The 18,534-nt window shown below is 51.8% G+C and carries 15 protein-coding genes and 1 riboswitch; all 15 genes read right to left on the minus strand.

What is annotated here, in order from left to right:
* Nucleotides 1-15: 15 nt before the first annotated feature.
* Complete coding sequence (locus ACE5LO_RS23530) at nt 16-1,278, minus strand: branched-chain amino acid ABC transporter permease (protein ID WP_375522425.1); 1,263 nt, start codon at nt 1,276-1,278, stop codon at nt 16-18.
* A 9-nt stretch (nt 1,279-1,287) separates the two neighbouring features.
* A complete protein-coding gene (locus tag ACE5LO_RS23535) occupies nt 1,288-2,274 on the minus strand; it encodes a branched-chain amino acid ABC transporter permease (RefSeq protein WP_375522402.1) in 987 nt (328 codons plus the stop codon).
* Between the two features lie 130 nt (nt 2,275-2,404).
* Entirely contained in the window at nt 2,405-3,625 is a 1,221-nt protein-coding gene (locus ACE5LO_RS23540) for a branched-chain amino acid ABC transporter substrate-binding protein (protein ID WP_375522426.1), read from the minus strand.
* Nucleotides 3,626-3,985: 360 nt separating this feature from the next.
* Nucleotides 3,986-4,498 (minus strand): mismatch-specific DNA-glycosylase, encoded by a 513-nt coding sequence (locus ACE5LO_RS23545; RefSeq protein WP_375522403.1) that lies wholly within the window; start codon nt 4,496-4,498, stop codon nt 3,986-3,988.
* A 92-nt stretch (nt 4,499-4,590) separates the two neighbouring features.
* Complete coding sequence (locus ACE5LO_RS23550) at nt 4,591-5,208, minus strand: class I SAM-dependent methyltransferase (protein ID WP_375522404.1); 618 nt, start codon at nt 5,206-5,208, stop codon at nt 4,591-4,593.
* On the minus strand, nt 5,205-5,402 hold the full coding sequence (locus ACE5LO_RS23555) for a hypothetical protein (RefSeq protein WP_375522405.1): 198 nt from the start codon (nt 5,400-5,402) through the stop codon (nt 5,205-5,207). The genes ACE5LO_RS23550 and ACE5LO_RS23555 overlap by 4 nt, the downstream gene beginning before the upstream one ends.
* A 237-nt stretch (nt 5,403-5,639) precedes the next feature.
* Entirely contained in the window at nt 5,640-7,646 is a 2,007-nt protein-coding gene (locus tag ACE5LO_RS23560; protein WP_375522406.1) for an ABC-2 transporter permease, read from the minus strand.
* Complete coding sequence (locus ACE5LO_RS23565) at nt 7,621-8,523, minus strand: ABC transporter ATP-binding protein (RefSeq protein ID WP_375522407.1); 903 nt, start codon at nt 8,521-8,523, stop codon at nt 7,621-7,623. Before ACE5LO_RS23565 ends, ACE5LO_RS23560 begins: the two co-directional genes overlap by 26 nt.
* Entirely contained in the window at nt 8,516-8,905 is a 390-nt protein-coding gene (locus ACE5LO_RS23570) for a GntR family transcriptional regulator (RefSeq protein WP_375522408.1), read from the minus strand. Before ACE5LO_RS23570 ends, ACE5LO_RS23565 begins: the two co-directional genes overlap by 8 nt.
* Before the next feature lie 189 nt (nt 8,906-9,094).
* On the minus strand, nt 9,095-10,054 hold the full coding sequence (locus ACE5LO_RS23575; protein ID WP_375522409.1) for a nucleoside hydrolase: 960 nt from the start codon (nt 10,052-10,054) through the stop codon (nt 9,095-9,097).
* Nucleotides 10,055-10,194: 140 nt separating this feature from the next.
* Complete coding sequence (locus ACE5LO_RS23580) at nt 10,195-11,868, minus strand: DEAD/DEAH box helicase family protein (RefSeq protein WP_375522410.1); 1,674 nt, start codon at nt 11,866-11,868, stop codon at nt 10,195-10,197.
* A 114-nt stretch (nt 11,869-11,982) separates the two neighbouring features.
* Entirely contained in the window at nt 11,983-13,806 is a 1,824-nt protein-coding gene (locus ACE5LO_RS23585) for an ABC transporter ATP-binding protein (protein WP_375522411.1), read from the minus strand.
* Nucleotides 13,787-15,010, minus strand: coding sequence for an ABC transporter ATP-binding protein (locus ACE5LO_RS23590; protein WP_445993914.1), 1,224 nt, complete (start codon nt 15,008-15,010; stop codon nt 13,787-13,789). Before ACE5LO_RS23590 ends, ACE5LO_RS23585 begins: the two co-directional genes overlap by 20 nt.
* Nucleotides 15,007-15,402: a hypothetical protein gene (locus tag ACE5LO_RS23595; protein ID WP_375355572.1), complete on the minus strand. Its 396-nt coding sequence runs from the start codon at nt 15,400-15,402 to the stop codon at nt 15,007-15,009. The genes ACE5LO_RS23590 and ACE5LO_RS23595 overlap by 4 nt, the downstream gene beginning before the upstream one ends.
* Before the next feature lie 133 nt (nt 15,403-15,535).
* Nucleotides 15,536-15,730, minus strand: a riboswitch (cyclic di-AMP (ydaO/yuaA leader).
* A gap of 173 nt (nt 15,731-15,903) precedes the next feature.
* Entirely contained in the window at nt 15,904-18,507 is a 2,604-nt protein-coding gene (locus ACE5LO_RS23600; protein ID WP_375522412.1) for a rhamnogalacturonan lyase, read from the minus strand.
* Between the last annotated feature and the right edge of the window lie 27 nt (nt 18,508-18,534).

Consider the following 18,534-nt stretch of genomic DNA (forward strand, 5'->3'; position numbering starts at 1 on the left):
CCCCGTGTATGCATGTCATTCGGATAGCGCGGTTGCCTTGACGGCAGCGGGCTGATCCTTCACCTGCTCCAGCTTTACAGGCCGATTTTTCGCGCGAATCAGTCCGTTGGGTCTGAAAATGGCGACAAGAATCAGAATCGCACCGAATATGAACCGCTGCATTTTGGCAGGAGACAGCGCGTTCGGAACCTGCACAACGCCCTGCATGGACAGCTGGTTCAGCCAGTTGGTGAACTCGGTGAGCACCTGGAGGTTCAATATCGTGACAAGGCTGGCTCCCAAAATGACACCCGGAACACTTCCCATGCCCCCGAGCACAACCATCACCAGAATCGTCGTCGACTCGATCAATGTAAAGCTTGTTGGATCAATAAACGTTTGCTTGGCAGCAAACACAACACCCATCATACCTGAAAAGGATGCGCCGATCGCAAAAGCCGTCAGCTTCGTGCGGATCAGCGGGATGCCCATGGACTGGGCGGCGATTTCATTCTCGCGCACAGCCTTCCAGGAGCGGCCAAGTCTGGAATGTTCGAATCTGCGGACGGCAAAAATAACAACCGCCAGAATGCCAATTACGATGAAATAAAATTGGTGCGGAAACGTAAACTGGAAGCCGAACAGATTGGGCTGCTGGATGGAAGACAGACCGAGCGCACCGTTGGTAATGTTCACCGGCTTCTCAAGATTGTTAAAAATAATCCGGATGATTTCACCGAAGCCAAGGGTTACGATCGCCAAATAATCACCTTTTACCCTGAGCACCGGCAGCCCCAGCAAAATGCCGAATATACCTGCCATGAATCCGCCGAGCAGGATGAAGATCCAGAATGACGCGCCTGACAGCGGAAACAGGTCGCCTGCAATGAAATTGTTGGCCTGGCCTGTGGCAAATATGCCGTACGTATAGGCGCCTACCGCAAAAAAAGCGACAAACCCCATATCCAGCAATCCGGCAAACCCGACCACAATATTCAATCCCAAAGCCATCGCAATATAAATGCCGCACTGAGTCGCGACTTCCATATAAGACTCATACGCAGGACCGCCGGAGCTCGCAAACGGAATAATCAGCACAAGCAGCACGCCGGCGATAGCCCACTTCATGCCGTTGCTGAAGGTTGTGTAATACAGAAGCAGCAACGATCCGAGCAGCAGCAAAAAGGAAATGACCGATTTATCCATAAAATAGACGCCGGAGGCGGTCACGGCCACAAACAACAGCAGCAGCGCTGCCTGCGCCGGCTTATTCGCGATTAAGGTCTTCATATGTTCCATCGGTTTCACCTACACTTTCTCTTTGACGGCTTTACCGAACAAGCCCTCAGGTTTGAATATCAGCACGATGATCAGAATCATGAACGCAAATACATCCTTATACTCGGCACCGAAGTTGCCGTCCGTAAGCAGCCCCAGGTTGGCGGACGCAAACATTTCCAGCACGCCGATGACAATCCCGCCAAACATGGCCCCGCGGATGTTGCCGATTCCGCCCAGCACCGCCGCCGTGAAGGCTTTCATGCCCAGAATAAAACCGATATAAGGGTCTATGGTTCCATACTGCTGTGCAAACAAAACGCCCGTAGAACCGCCGAGTGCAGAGCCTATGAAAAAGGTAAGCACAATGACTTTATTGACGTTGATCGACATCAGGGACGCTGTCTCACGGTCCTGGGCAACTGCACGCATGGCCACTCCCCATTTCGTGCGGTTGACGAACAGATCCAGCCCCACCATCAGCAGCACCGCAATAATCAGAATAAAAATAGTGTTTGTTTTGATAGAAGTGTCCGTGAAAGCACCGGATACGGAGGACAGAGGCAGATCGATCCTTCCCTCAAACAACGAAGGCGTGCTTACAATGAAGTTGCCGGTTTTCAGCTCGGCGATAAAACGGATCAGATCCTGCAGCACAAAGGAAACCCCAAATGCAGAGATCAGAGAGATCAGCTTCGGCGCCTTGCGCAGCGGTCTGTAGGCGACCCGTTCGATCCCGACCCCGAGCGCTCCGGTTACCATCATGGCCACGAATATAATCAATACATAGGACAGCCACGCTGGCAGACCGCCCAGCAAGCCAAAGCCCTGAAACAGAAACAGTACAGCAGTCCCGACAAAAGCGCCGGTCATAAAAATCTCCCCATGCGCAAAATTGATCAGCTCCAAAATTCCGTAGACCATGGTGTAGCCCAGTGCAACGACGGCGTAAATGGCCCCTAACGCCAGTCCGTCAATCAGCACCTGCGGCAAGCTTTGCAGTATCGTCGCGAACATGATTGGTTTCCCCTTCCATCTGGTAAAAAGCGTTTATCGATGTATTCCCCAAGATGCCGGTATCAAAACTACAGCCAGGCTGTATGTCCAATCCGGAACATACCTCCTGGCTGCGTGGATCCCAGATTACTTATTTTTTTTCGATTTCCGAGACTATCGCTCCCGGGTAGGTCGCCCCATCAAACTTATAAATGAAGACCTTGGCATACGAGTTATCACCGATCTCATCAAAAGAAACCTTGGTCGCAACACCCTGGAAATCCTTCGTGGCCCTTACCGCGTCACGCACCTTCTCACGGGCAGGCAGTTTTCCGCCGTTCTCCTCGATGGATTTCTTAATTGCTTCCAGCATGACACTCATCGAATCATAAGCATAGACGGAGTAGCCTTCAGCCTTCTTGCCGAACTTCTGTTCATACTGGTCAGCCCATTTCTTGCCCTCTTCCGTTTTCGTGATATCCCCGGCAACGGAGCTGTAGAGCGAGCCATCGACATCTTCACCGGCAATATCGACCAGGCCCGAGGAGTCAAGGGCATCCCCACCCATAATCGGAGCCTTAATTCCTTTATCACGAGCCTGCTTGATCAGAAGTCCGCCTTCAGCGTATAAACCGCCAAAGAAGATAAAGTCCGGTTTTTTGCTGGCAGCAATGTTAAGTACGCCGTTAAAGTCCTTTTCGCCTACTGTAATGCCCTCGTAACCGGAAATCGTGGCACCGAGCCCTTCCGCAGCATCACGGAACGCTTCGGCAAGACCTTGTCCGTATGCTGTTTTGTCTTGAATGACGAAAATGTTTTTCGCTCCTACGGTGTTAACCGCATATTCAGCAGCTGCCGGCCCTTGGAAATCATCCCGGGCTACTACACGGTTCGCCACTTTCAGTTTTCGGTCTGTGAAGTCTGTAGCCGTACTTGCAGGAGAGATCATAGGAATGTTGTATTTCTCATAAACAACCGAAGACGGAATGGAAACGCCGGAATTCAAATGTCCGATTACACCCAGCACCGCCTGATCAGCACCGATAAGCTCGGAGTTGGCTACGCCCTTCTTGGGGTCGCCTTGATCGTCATAAGGAACCAGTTCCAGATCATATCCAAGAGCCTTAAACTCTTCCGCATGATCCTCCAGCGACATTTGGGCGCCAAGCTTGATCGATTCACCCTGAATGGCGCTTCCTCCGGACAATGGAGATTGAGTAGCGATTTTAATGACCTTTCCTCCGCCTCCCGAGCCAGTGGTACCCGAAGCTTCCGGTGTGGTGCCTGCCGTGCCTCCTCCCCCGCTTCCGCCTCCGCAGCCAGCCAACAGTCCGGCTATGAGTGTTAATGCCAACCATCCTTGTCCCTTCATCTTCACAAACATTCCCCCAATTTTCTTTTGTGTCACTTTATTTAACATAAAGTGGTATTAATAATACACTTAGTATACACAGAAATATATAATTGGGCAATTCCTTTTTTCGGATTTTTTATTCATAAATATGAGTTATAGTTTAATTTTTGTTTCATTTTTTATGTATTTATTATAATTTAATTAATTTTTTATGATCAGGAATAAATTCATCCTATTTCTTTCTCCGGAAAATCGTAATTTTTTAAAGGATACTATTAAATGATTTTAAATTTTGCGTTATATAAATTAACATAAAAATAACACAATCCCGGATAATTCTCGGGATTGTGTTATTTAATATTTTCTAAAAAAAATATGTTAGTCTAAACTTGTTAAATATTCAGTCAATTGGCTATAAATCCCTATGATTTCATCACTTAACATGCGGACAAGCCCACTGGAAGAGGGAGCAACAAATTCATGAGTAAACGGATACTGCGGATCTGGCTGAAAGCCCCAACTGGCCTGTTTTTTCCGGCTGTACTCCGTATATACCCCTTTGCCTACAAAACACGCAACCCTGGGGCGATACACCACCAGCTTCTCGCGTAGAATACGCCTGCCCTCCGCATACTCTTCGCGGGTAATATCTGCAATGCCTCGGGTCGGTCTGGCCACAATATTCGTGAACCCGTAGCCCAATTGCAGCAGCTCTCCGTCCTCTGAGGCCTGATACAGTCTCGGTGTCAGGCCCGACTGATGCAGAATACGCCAGAAGTTGTTGCGTGGATTGGCATAATGATGGCCCGCCTCTCCCGAACGCAGACTCGGATTAAAACCGATAAAAACGACAGATAAACCGTGCTCCAGATGATCAGGAATTCCGTTCATCCTTTCCCCTCCTTGGACGGTTCCTGCTTCTTGTACATTTATTGTGGCAGAAAAAGAGCCCCGGAGCATGTCCGGAGCCCTGCCTGCAGTACCTACACCGGTGCTGACACAATCAGAAAGCGCTGCTGTGTCGTTTCCCAGAAGCCGCGGGTTTTGATTTCTTCATGTATGCCATACAGCGCCTCCATATAATCCTCAATCCGGAATCCAACAGCCTGCCATTCTATGGCTTTCAGGTAATACACAAGCGCTCCGATATCGTAAAAACGCTGCAGCGGCGCCTGTTCCCGCTTCTCAATAATTTTAAAGCCGTTCCCTTCCAGCTCCTTGACGGCAAAGTCCAGATTCCAATGCTGGAACTCATCGTTCAGCGGAACTCCAAGCCTTTCGTTAATTTCCCTGCAGTCGGTCCCGCCAACCTGCTGTGTCAGGAAAATGCCCGAGTCCCGCAAAATCCGCCGCACCTCGCCCACTGAATAGGACTCATGCTTGTTAATGACGAGATCGAACCGCCCATTCTCAAAAGGCAGCTCATCATCTGTAAATACCTGCTCCACCTGAATACCCAGCCGCTCAAGACGTGCTTTGGCAATCGGAACGTTCGGCTCGTAACCTTCCGTTGCGCAAGTGTCCTCTGGGAACGGACCCAATACGGAGAGAAGCTCTCCGCCTCCGGTCCCCATATCGAGCATCGCATTGGCCTTGTTCATGTACGAAAGCGCAATACATCTTCGATGTCACTCTTGACACTTGCAACCTTGCCGATTAATTGCGTAGCCATTTCATTATTTTGTTTTGTTAAGAGTTCCAAATTGTCAAATCTTTTATTCAACTGTTCGAAATTTGCGTCAAGCGCATCAAATCTTGCTCCAAAACCTTCTAACATTTTTTTCAGTTCATCCATGCTTTCCACGCTCCATTCATGGCCTTTGATCGTATTTTATCATTTAGTTTGCTATCGTCTCAAGCATCAGATTTGCTACTACGGCCAAAGCTGCTCAAGTGGATCTATAGAGGTAAAACTTTCAATTTTAATAAAAATTCCGCATCGTAGTTCAACTGCATTCCGACCTCCTGTGTATTTGTATGGAGCCAAAAAACAGGGGATGACCACATTATACCAAAAACTACTTTTCTCTATCTAGTTACCAGAACCGTCGCGCAGCGCTTGCTCCAGCTCAGACGTCATATCTTTGCGGTAAAGAACGCTGTACATTTCATCGACCCCCACCGTGGTTCGGATCAGGTAAGCTGCATTCTCATTACCGTAGTTAACATCACTGTGAAGCTCTAGCACTTGCTTCTTAAGCTCCGTATCCTTAATCGTATAGTCCCCGTTCACTTTCTTCATTGCCCTGAATTCCTCCGCCGGGACGGTCCGTCCGGACACTAAATCAGCCAGACTGTAGCCTTTCGTACTTACAATTTCCATGCTGATATCCCCTGGATCTACCTTAATGCTTTTAGAATAGCCTGTTTGATTCATCCACGCCTGCACATGGGTGAACGTACGGCTGATCGGGTAGGTCTTGAATTGATGCAGATTATAGATGGTGCCCGGAACCTTCCATTTTATATCGATTACCGCCTCCGGTATACGCTTTGTGGTCATTTCCTCATAGCTCATCCGATCCATATCCTGTTGCAAAGCCTGCTCAAGCTCCCTTATTTCTGCCGGATCGTGAATTGTTACTCTCCGATTCGGAAAGTTTCCGCTGGAGATCTCGGCGTACGAAGCCGTACCGTTCAATTTATACAGCCAGTAGCTGCTTCTTTTGTAATCGTCAAATTCCATCACGTTCTTCAGCTCATCTCTGAACTGTTCTTCAGAAATCTGATATTCACGGTACATCGTGCCCCCTCTTTTAAACCGGTAAGCGATGGATACAGTTCGATAGGTTCGGGGACGGTCCGCGTCAGAGATTTCGGGTGGCCGCACGTTCACAACCTCTCGCTGCAGGTTGAGCACCGCGGAGATATAATCCGGATTGCGGGAGTAGGAGTTCTCCTTGTCCGTATCTGACCAGTCAAAATACTCCCCCATATAGACAGCTTCCACAGAGTACGCAGCCGGGATCCGCGTTTCATAACCCGTGATACCGGATGCCGACCCATACAGCAGCAGACCGATTCCCGCTCCATAGGCAGCCAGCTCAAATGCAGCTTTTTTTGACCATATCTGCCAGCCTTTCCGGATGATCATTTCGCTGAACATATAACCCACCACTGCTCCGAGCACATAGCCTGCCATCGTCCAGCCTGTTTTCCCGTCAGACTGGCTGTGAAAATAGATGCTTCCCAGCAGCATCAGACAGAGAATAACGGCCGCTTTGAATAATGGCTGAAAAAAGGCATAAGCCACGGCCTGGCCTGCGGATTCAATATGCCGTTTCATGTACAGTAGATAAGACAGAGCAAGAAACAGCACAGCAAGCGCCGTATAAACGAGCATTTCCAGACCGCTAAAGGTCAGTTGCGAAATAGCGGCCATACGGTATGGCGGTGAATAGACTTCAAAAGTACGGCTTATGCGCCCCGGATCCGGATATCCGTACAAATAACGGTCAAAATGAGCAGAAAGCAGTCCTCCCAGCACCATGGGCAGGAAAAGGATCACGTATACCGCTACCGCCTGAAAGATGGACTGACCCGTGCACATCCCGACAAACAAGCTGAAGCTGTAGAGAAACAGAGTGATGATCGTAACAGTAACTCCCCAGGATAAAACATCGGACAGGGTAAAGACATAGTCCAGATCATGCCTACCAGACAAATAAGCGGTAACTGCGGACGTAATCCAGACCGGAATGAGCAACAGCAGTAGTCCGCTTATCAAATGAGCCGTCAGCAAATGCTCCCTGCGCAGCGGGACACTATGATACAAATCGGCCGCAGGCCTGCTCTGTATGTATCTTGTAATGAAAACGCCAGCAATGATCGGGAGGCTTAGAATAAATATCATCTGTTCCTCGCCATAATACTCAAACAGGTTATTTAAACGGATTGCCTGTGTGTACGGCGTTCCCAATATCAGCTTCAGCGGCAGCGTGAACAGCAGACCGCCCAGGTACAGGATGCCGATCCATCCGTGCTGCCGTAAATTTTGACGGATTACCCCGCCGTTAAAGAAGAATCGGCTGGATGTCATAGCCGGCGTCCCCCATTTCGTAAATAAAGATTTCCTCCAAAGTGAGCGGAAGCACGTCAAACACATAAGGATCAAAGGATTCCACAATACGGCTGATCCCTTCGCGCTCTCCCCGCACAATATACAGAACAACGCTGCCCCTCGTTTCCTTATGCAAAATGTCCACCTGCTCCTCCAGGGCCTGTTCATGAGCCTGTTCGCGGAAGGCGATCTGTATTTTATGGGTATCCTCCTTCAAATCGTCCACATCCTTCTCCAATACGAGCCGCCCCTTGTGCATAATGGCAACATGATCACATAAGTCCTCAATTTCGCGCAGGTTATGGGATGAAATAATCACGGTCATGCCGCGTTCGGCCGTGTCCTGAAACAGCAGATTTTTAATATGTCTGCGCATGACCGGATCAAGACCGTCGATCGGCTCATCCAGCACCAGCAGATCCGGCATACAGCTTAAGGCCAGCCAGAAGGCCGCCTGCCTGCGCATCCCCTTTGAAAACCGGCTCAGCTTGCGCTTCGTATCCAGCTTGAACACCTTGCCAAGCATGACGTAACGCTCCTCGCTCCACCTCGGATACACTGACCTGTAAAAACGGGCCATCTGCTCAATGGAGGATTGCGGAAAAAAGTAGGGGCTATCCGGTAAAAAGAAAATACGCTGCTTGACCTTGTGATTTTCATAGACTGCCTTCCCCTCGACAGCAACTCCGCCCTCATCAGGCCTGTAAATCCCGGCAATCATTTTCAGCAGAGTGGTTTTGCCTGCCCCATTGGAGCCAAGCAGACCAAAGATGGAGCCTTTGCGCACTAGCAGCGTAAGCCCATCGACCGCCGTTTCCCCCTGAAATCGTTTCGTTACCTCTCCCAGTTCAATCACGGGCCATCCCCCTTTCCTGCTGCTTCACAGCATCATGATACAAATCGTCGATATCCTGCTTCGTCCATCCCAGAAATACCGCCTCCGTCATTAACCGCAGCAGCTCCGTCCGCAGCTTCTCCCTGCTTGCTTCTTGGGGATGATGCTCGGGCGGCGCCACAAAGCTGCCTTTTCCCTGAACGGAATAAATGTAGCCCTGGCGTTCCAGCTCCCGGTAAGCTTTCTGTATCGTGTTGGGATTGACCGTAAGCTGGGATGATAATGTCCGCACGGATGGCAGCTGTTCATCGGCCTGCAGGGCGCCGAACACAATCATATCCCGGATCTTATCCTGCAGCTGTTCGTAAATAGGCTTGCGGCTCCGCACATCCAATTCGAACATACTTCTCCTCCCTTCTCTTCACGCTCTTATGTACTTAGTCTACGGTTGCTGCATGCCAGAAAGGTGTATTAACTGTACTACTATTAATAATACAGTTGATACACCTTTGTCAACAGAAAAAAGCCGTCGCTTATCTGCTCCAGATCAGCAAATAGCGACGGCTCCTCTTCGAATAGGATTCTATATCATTTACAGGATACGATTCAGAAAATGATGCAGAAAGCGTTCTGCATCTACTTCAAGGCACACATCAATGGTCTTGCCCGCACGTGCGGCCCCGGCGGACATCTCAGCAGCGGACGCCTCACCAGATTTTACTTCGTGCGTCCGGCCGACGGTCGGGGAATCCCCCGTGTCCACTGCGATATGCATCGGTTTTGTGGTCACAAAAGCCGGATCAATCGCCACACCCACAGCCAGCGGATCATGCAGTGCACAACCAGCGATGCCTGGCTTGAAATTTTGATAAGCCTGCATATAAAAATCGGTCATGTCTGCCATAAATTCCGCAAGCTCGCCCTGACCACGCCAAGCGTCAACATCGGACTGCGGAAGCAGCGTCTGCATTGTCACATCCAGACCGACAAGTGTCAGATTAAAGCCAGCGGTCAGTACTTTTTCCGCCGCTTCAGGATCTGCGTAGATATTCGCTTCGGCCGTCGGCGTCACATTGCCCGGCACGGTGACCGCACCGCCCATAATGATCAGGCGGTCAAGCAGCTCTGGCAGCTCAGGGCAGCGATCCAACGCAAGCGCCAGATTTGTCAGCGGTCCCACGGCAATTACTGTCAGCTCCTGTGGGTGCCTGCGCGCCTGCTGAATGATAAAATCGGCCGCATGCCCTTCAGCAACCGAGCCCGTCGGACTTGTGCTGTAGCAGCCGCCAATGCCGTCCTCGCCATGAATATGTCTTGAGTAGGGCTTGAACAACTCTCTGGCGTAAGGCTTGTCCGCCCCCTGGTATACCGGCACCTCTTTATTCAGCTTTTCCAGCAGAACCAGCGAGTTGCGGGTCGCCTCCGGCACCGAAATATTTCCGAACGTTGTCGTGATTCCAAGCAAATCCAGCTCGGGGGAGTGCACCGCATAACCAATGGCCAGCGCGTCATCAATGCCTGTGTCTACATCCAGTATGATTCGTTTCGTCATTCCAATCCTCCATCAGCCAGTTGTCCCACTTGATTATACACCAATTCGGGCGGTGACGGGAAAGATGAAAACAAAATAATCTGAATTCCTTTTTCCAGGGAATTCAGACTATTTTTTTGACCTAGATCATTGCTAAACGTTCAGGTGGCTCCTGAACCACATAACGGTCTTTCTGGTTGCACGGCCGTAAATGCAGGCAGCGCCTCGCTTAGAAACCAGCCGGTGAACTCCGTCCTCCAATCGGCTTTGATCCGCAGAAACAGCTCTGAGCAGGCATCATGATAGGCTTGAACCATCGTTTCCCTGCCGCTCTCACCAATGCCGGCCTGCCGCCGCAGCTCCTTGGCATCTTCCATATACCGGGCCCAGTATTTGTCCAGCAATTGAATATATTTATGACTCCAGCTCAGAAGATGTCTGCTCATCGCCGGCCGTTTCAGCAGGCATTGCCATATGTCCGACCAGGCCTGCTGAAGCTCCTGAACGCCAAAAGCATTTCCCTGCTGCAGCAGATGGCCATCTTCCAGCATGCCCTGACCGATCGTCAACAACCAGCTTCGCATCTTCTCCAGATATACCGTATCCGTTTCAGTGATCGTTGCAGATACATGGGTATTCAGTATATGCTTGATATTGGCCTTCTCCCACATTTGATCACGCCGCTCATACACGAGCTGCCGGTGAGTATGCACAATCCGTTCCATTTCCGTAACATACAGCCATTCCTCTTCCCAGCGTGTTCCATCAGACTGCCATATCAGCATGCGGTGTTCTTCTGCCGTCTTCGGACGTGCCACTCCCCGGTTGGAAACTTCTGCTGCACCGGAATCCCTTTTCACCAAACATTTCAAACCCGCCGTTCTCAGACTTTCCGCCGAACCGGACGCCGGCTCGCCATCCGTTCCGCTAAGCTTGAAGGAGGCCTTCTCCCGGCGATAGCCGATGACTTCTTCCGTCACGGACCTTTTTCTCAAATCTGAAGCAGGCAACATCATCGTATCCAGACCATAAGCTCTCCGCAAAAGGGCGGCTTCTCCGCCAATCTGGTCTGTCATGCCCGCAATGCCCCCGTACTGCTGCATATAATGGTGCACCGATATTTCGGCATGCGCGCCTGCAGCCGTCTGCTCCGCTGCTCCGCTCTGTTCCGAAAGAGTGATCGGGGTCATCAGATGATGAACAAGCACCTGCTCGACATTGTCGATGACCGCGCAGGCATTAAACGTCTGCATACGTTCGCCTGCATTCATCGTCAGATGATCGAGCAAATAATCTGCTGCAAATTCCCGGAAATCGCCAAAGGTAATATCCGTGAGATAGGCCTGCTGCTTCTCTTCCGCTGACGCGCCTGCAAGATTGCAGCCTGCGGTGAGACCAAGCATTGTGTATACCGGATATAACACACTATAATCCCTCCAGGAGCATTGATTGTCCGTCGACATCATGTGCACCCCGCGCCCCTGCAGGGCACGCCATGCACATGTCAGAACCGAGGCGAGCAATCTTTCTTCGTTGGAGGCCATTTGAATAATTTTCCCCTCAGACATCCACCAGCCTGCAGTCATCTGCAGTTCGTGCAGTTCAAGTCCTGTTACCCGTTTGACAGCTTCCTTCGCCGCCGCAAACACCCTGTATTTATGCTGATAGCTTCCGGCTCCCGCTCCTCTGCTTTGTCCGGTGAGATGCATTTGTTTCTTTAATTCACTATCTTTTACAAATCTGAGCTGCCGATGTAATGAAGTGATCTGGATCAGATGATGATCCATGGAATCCGGATGACTTCCGGCTGTCTGCCGCCTCCTCCGTTCACTCATCTCAATCATTCCTTTGGATGTAGTAATATCTTTTTTACATCCCAAAGTAACATACCGCTCTGAACGAATTCTGAACAAATCTTAGTGCCCATCCTCGCAGCCTTTTTGCATCCTTCAGGAAGCCTGCCCTTTAACCAGTCCCGCATAGAAACCGCCCCTCGCCACCAGCTCTTCGTGTGAGCCCTGTTCAAGCAGTCTGCCCTCCTTGAGCACCAGAATGCGGTCCGCCTGGCGAATGGTGTTCAGCCGATGGGCGATGACAAAGCTTGTGCGCCCCTTCATCAGCCTGTGCAGACCCTCTTGAATTTTAATCTCGGTGACCGTATCGATGCTGCTGGTCGCTTCGTCAAGGATCAGGATAGCCGGGTCTGCAAGCATCGCACGGGCAATCGCAAGCAACTGCTTCTGTCCCTGGCTGATGCCGCTGCCACCTGTTTCCAGCTTCTTCTCATAGCCGTCCGGCAAACGCATAATAAAGGAATGGGCATTGGCCAATCTGGCTGCCGCCTCCACTTCCTCATCCGTAGCATCCAGCCTGCCGTAGCGGATATTTTCGCGGATCGTTCCCGCAAACAGAAAGGTATCCTGCAGCACGAAAGCCATATGCGATCTGAGGTTCTCGCGCCGGATGGTTGTGATGTCCCTTCCGTCCATCGTTATGGTTCCGGAGACGGGATCGTAAAATCTGGACAGTAGCTGGATCAGCGTCGTTTTACCTGCGCCAGTCGGGCCGACCAGAGCGATCGTTTCTCCGGGGCGGGCCTCGAAGCTGATCCCATCCAGTGTTTTTCCGCCTTCCTCATATGAAAAGAAGACGTTGTGGAAGCGAACTTCACCCTCAAGCCGGTCAAGCGATACGGATGCGCTCTCATCCCTGGCCTCCTCATCCTCATCCAATACCTCAAAGACCCGCTCAGCTCCGGCAATGGCCGACAGCAGCGTGTTCCACTGGTTAGCCAAATCGTTCAGCGGACGCGTAAACTGGCGCGCATACTCCACAAAAATGATAATGACACCCACTGTAATGGAACCGTGAATGGCCAGAATGCCGCCGAAGCCCGCAACGATGGCAAAGCTCAGGTTATTCAGCCCATTCATCAGCTTGGGGATAAAGCCTGATATCGTCTGCGCCCAGAAGCCTGCCAGCCGGATGCTGTCATTGCGGGCGCTGAATTCACCGATCACCCGCTGCTCCTGGGAAAAAGCTTTAATGATACGCTGCCCGGACAGCGTCTCTTCAACAAAACCGTTCAGTTCTCCTAATCTCCGCTGTCTTTCCTTAAAGAGCGGTCCTGTCCTGCGTGTAATCCAGCGCATGCCAAGAGCCATCAGCGGTACGACCGTAAAAGTCAGCAGGGTCAGCACCGGGCTCAGCGACAGCATTACGGCCACCGTCCCCACCAGCGTCAGCACGCTGGAGAAAATCTGGATGGCCGAGCTGTTCAGCGTGGAGCTGACATTCTCAATGTCGTTTATCAGGCGGCTCATCAATTCTCCCTGTTGGCGTCTGCCGAAGAACGGGATCGGCAGCCTGTGCAGATGGGAAAACAAATCAAGGCGCATCCGGTACACCGTCTCCTGCGCTACCTCGATCATCCAGACATTTTGCAACCAAACAGTCAGCGAGTACAGGGCGTAAACCACAACCAATCCGGCCAGAAACCAGATCCATAACCGGCTTGGCCCCTCCTCCAGAAAATGATCTATGGCGACGCCTACGAGATAAGGTCCCAGCAGAGCGAGCCCCGAGCTGAGCAAGACCATCAGTAGAACAAGTGCCAATTTGAATTGGCGGCGGGCCAGGTAATACCATATCCGCTTTAACGTGCCGGACCAGTTCTTCGCTTTGGCGGCAGGCCTCCGCCCCCCACCTGCGGAAGGCTGCTGAGTCGCCGCGGGCCTAGGATACCGGAATGGCTCAGTGAATGCTTTGAGCATGCTGAAGGGCCTCCTCCCCGAACTGTGATTTATAAATATGCCGGTATAACTCTGAAGCGGATAACAGCTCTTCATGTGTTCCCTTGGCAATGAGTCGACCCTCATCCAGCAGCAGGACCAGGTCCGCAGACATCGTCGAGCTGATTTTCTGTGTAATCAGAAACGTTGTGCACGAGAGAGTCTCCAGTTCGGCCAGCAAAGCCGCTTCGGTCTTTACATCAAGCGCACTGGTGCTGTCGTCCAGAATCAAAATGGACGGCTTGCGTACCAGAGCACGGGCGATGGAGAGCCGCTGCTTCTGCCCGCCGGACAGATTGATTCCCCGCTGGCCAAGCAGGGTATCGTAACCATTCGGCAGGTTTGCGATCGTCTCATGAAGCTGGGCCTGCCGGGCTGCTTCGCGGATGTCGTCCAGCGTGGCATGCTCATCCCCCCAAGCAATATTTTCACAAACCGTACCTGAGAACAGCAGCACCTCCTGCGGCACGTAACCGATGGCATCCCGAATCTGCCGGATCGCGGTCAGATTTTCTTGAATGGAGCCATTAACGCTGTCCAGTCGACGCTGCACGCTGCGGAATAAAGCCGATGCTTTTTTCATTACAAGATACAGAAATACCAGCAGTACCGGGACGGTAACTGTTAAAAGCAGCCCAAGCTTGACGTTGACGATGAGCGACATGATTACACCGCCCAGCACCAGCAGCGGCACACGCGACATGAAGCGCAAGCTCATAAAAATCGTATCCTGGAGCTGCGAGACATCGCCTGTAAGGCGGGTGATAAGCGATGAGGCCGCGAACCTGCTGAACATAGCATAGGAAAAAGACTGCACCGTGACGTAAAGCTTACTCCGCAGATCATAAGCAAACCCCTGACTGGCATGCGACGCATAGAACGTGCCTATGATACCGGCAGCAAATGCGGCGGCTGCCCCTGTCATAAGAATGCCGCCCCACAGCCAAACAGCCTGCAGATTGCCCGCCAGGATGCCGTCATCGATAATTCTGAAAATGATCCACGGCTGAAGCAGTTCAACCGACAGCTCCACCAGCATCATAAAAATAGCGACAAATGAGGCGAGACGGTACTTTTTCAGAAATGTAAAAATGAATGCCATATACTCCTCCGATTCGGACGGCCCGCCGATCAGCCCTGGCTTCTGCGGCCTCCGCTGCTTAGTCTGCTCTCCGTCGCTTATCATTGGAGAATAAATCCGACTTCCCCTGTCTTGGTATAAATCACCCGGTTCGCCCCCATCCGCTGGTAAACGCCCCTCGGGTGCAACAGCTGCCGGGTAATGACGCAAATCTCCCGCTCTGTCCATGATCTGCAGATTTGCAGGTAGCGGCAGGTGAGGTTCAAACTGCTCTCAAATATGAAAATACGGCCCACCGTCATTTTGGGAATAACCCATTTGTCCGTCATGGACGTATCGATCCGAACAATTTGCTTCACCCCTTGCTTTTCAAATTGCTTTTCTTTTACAGCGCTGTTCGTCAGAACCGCAAAGGGCAGGTGGTGATGCTGCAGCAGCTTCACAAATTTCCGGCCATCGTTGTTAGGGGCAACAACGAGAATGGTCTCAGTTTGCATTCAGATCCTCCTCGATATTCGGGCAGCGCACATTCACCGATACAAAAAAAAGAAGCCAGGGCTCCAAGTAGCTTCCCGCGGCTTCTCCCAAGGTCCATTGCCGATAAAGCATGGACTGGATTTTAGTCGGTTTGCTGCCTCTCCCTGCACGCTTATGAGGTTAGCTGTCGGATTCGGGCGAGAGAGTCGCCCTACGCGGCCAAGACCTTGGAATCTCCTCCGCGATTCACCCCTGCGGCCATGCTGTTCCGTCTCTTCTGCCGGAATAAGCTGACCCCTTTGGTTCCCCCATTTTCCGCTCAGCGCGGAAATTCAGCGATAAAAGCAAAATCATTGCAAAGAAAATAATTAAATTACCGATTTGAATCATACACCCGGCCGACTGAAAGTGTAAAGACTTCTATTCCCGTTTCTAATAAAAATTTGCTGCAATCCAAAAAGGCAGGCAGAGCGTTTACCCGCCTGCCTGCTGAGACCTTCGTTTTTCAGCTGTTTTTCACATCATTTCTTCTCTGTTCCGATAAATAACTGCGCATACCGGGTGAGGCTCCAAGCGGCCCGTTGTGAAATCTGCTCCTCTTTTTTGTTTCCGTTGATCCGGGAAATGAACTTCTCCATCAAGCTTGCAGCCTTGCCCGTATTCCCTTGCTCCAGCTGCCTTTGCGCCTGCTTCAGAGTATTGTTCAGACGCGAAGCAAGATCGCCCCTCACTTCTTTGGCCGCACGAAACTGCACAAATGCAGATTGCAGGCCATTCAAGGCACCGGGGGCATGGAAGACAGGAACCGGCACATCCGCCCAATCCGTATCTGAAGCGAAATAGAAGCTGGTATATGACGGCTGGTTGTAGCTCGTATTTTGCCGCGCCACTCCCGTCCGGTACTGCGGATCATGCATAAGTGTGTACAGCTTGCGGTCCGTCACTTCTGTGCTCAGATAAATCCGGATGGCCGAGCTGTCCGCTGTACGGACAAGCATCTCTTCTCTCCAATCCCCGAAAATGTCCGCTACAAGCGAAGGCGTGCCCTTGGTATAGTTGTTCGTCAGCGTTCCGTCGGCTGTCAGCAGGACACCGCGTTTCCAGTCTTCAATGACCGGCGTGACGTCAATCGCTCCGTTCACAATTTGCGTCGTCATGTCTGCAGCCCATTTAATGTTCATATTGGTGCCTGGCATACTGCTGCTGAGCTGCTCCCCGGCCGCCGTCCACAGGCCAACCGCCCAGGTCTCCAGCCCCTTGTGCTCCGGATCGATATCTCCCACCATGCCGCGTCCCGTATCCTTGCCGGTGTATCCGCCATAGAGGACCTCGCCGGTGGCCGCATCACGCAGGGAATAGCCGTAAGGGGCATAGGTTCCGCCTTCATGAACCATGAAAATTTCCTGTCCCGGCCGGTCCGGGTCAATATCCGTAACATGCAGCGCGTCCCCGTGTCCCAGACGGGCTGTGGTTCCCGGCGCTGCGCTCTGCTCAGGCATCTCATCCATGGAGCTGTACAGCAGGCTGCCGTCGTGATCCAGGGTAGCCGAGCCATAGACGATTTCATCCCTGCCGTCCTGGTCGACATCCGCCACGCTCAAAGAATGCGCTCCCTGAGTTGTCAGCGTGCCAAGCTCCGGATCGGTGCCGTCTCTGCCGTGCGGGCTGTCATTGAACGGATTGCTCATGACCGTCCAGCCACTGTCCGCAAGCCATTGCTTTCGCAGATGCTCGCCATCCCACTGGTAGGCTGCAATGGTCGAGCGTGTGTAATAGCCCCGCGCCAATATAGCAGATGGCTGAACCCCGTCCAGATAAGCGACTCCTGCGAGAAAACGGTCAACCCGGTTGCCGGGTTCGATCCGCGCCATCGCGTAATCTCCCCACATCAGACCGTCATCATGCCGTTCCGGCTCATAACGCACGGTGTCCAGCTCTTTCCCTGTATCCCCTTCAAAGACCGATAAATATTCGGGCCCACTGACAATAAAGCCTTCAAAAGTGCGCAGATCGTTGCGGCCGCTGCGGGCAGGCGCGTATTCATCGATAAAATAGTCCGCAAGCTGCTCCGCATTCGCACGGGACAGCGGATAATCGTACCGCTTCCCGATGCCGAAGCATTCCTCCAGCGTTGCCGGCCAATGCCCGTTCAGGACCTCTTCATGCCGATGCCAGTTCATGAACATGTCCACAAGATGCTCGTAGTAATCCCCGCTGCTCATCCGGTAATCATCCTTATGGCTGTAGCCTGCCCGGATGTCTTCACGCGGCATGGTAATATACCGCTCCCTCGCAGGCCTTCCTTTTTTGTCGTAGGTGATGACTTTAGTGCCGGGCGCTGTTTTAAACATAAGCTCCGCCCGTCCGTCCCCATCAAAATCATAAACCAGCATCTGCGTGTAGTGCGCGCCGGAACGAATATTGACTCCGAGATCGATTCTGTATTTTAAAGTTCCATCCAGTTCATAGGCATCAATGTAGGTATTTCCGGTGTAGCCTTTTTGCGACACATCCTTGGAATTGGAGGGGTCCCATTTGACGAAAAACTCATACTGCCCGTCTCCGTCAGTATCGCCCACACTCATGTCATTGGCCGAATAGGTGTAGGTCTCTCCGGCAGGAGTAACCCCGTCAGCCGGCTTTTGCAGCGGCAGGTCATAGAATGCATCATTCCAGGGGTGAACCTCGGCACTTTTTTCCAGCTCCAGTCCATACACGCTGGCTGCAGCACCCCGCTCTTTCTCATCGCCATATACTACCGCCGCCACCGAATACAAGGACTGGGAAGTGCCTTCCGTATCCAGATAATTGGTGCTATCCGTCACGGTCGCAATCTTGACTCCATCCCGGTACACGTTGAAATTGGCCCCGGTCAAGCCGGATGCCGAATAACCCGTCACTTCATCAGCCAGCAGGCGCCAGCTCAGAAATTGCCCGCCTTCCGCAGAAGCCGCCACCAGACCTCTGTCCAGATGTTCCAGCTGTACCCCGCTCCTATGGTTCGACAGTGCTTCTCTTTCCGCATATACGGTCGTCCCTCCTCCGGGCATTCCTGCGGTCAGCAGCGAAGCCCCTAATAGCGTGATTGCCCATTTTCCAGCGTATTTGCCTGTAAATTTGCCCATTCTCATTTCCCCTTCCGGTGTTCAAGT

Origin of the sequence: Paenibacillus medicaginis (assembly GCF_042138635.1) — a bacterium.
Lineage (GTDB): Bacteria > Bacillota > Bacilli > Paenibacillales > Paenibacillaceae > Paenibacillus > Paenibacillus medicaginis.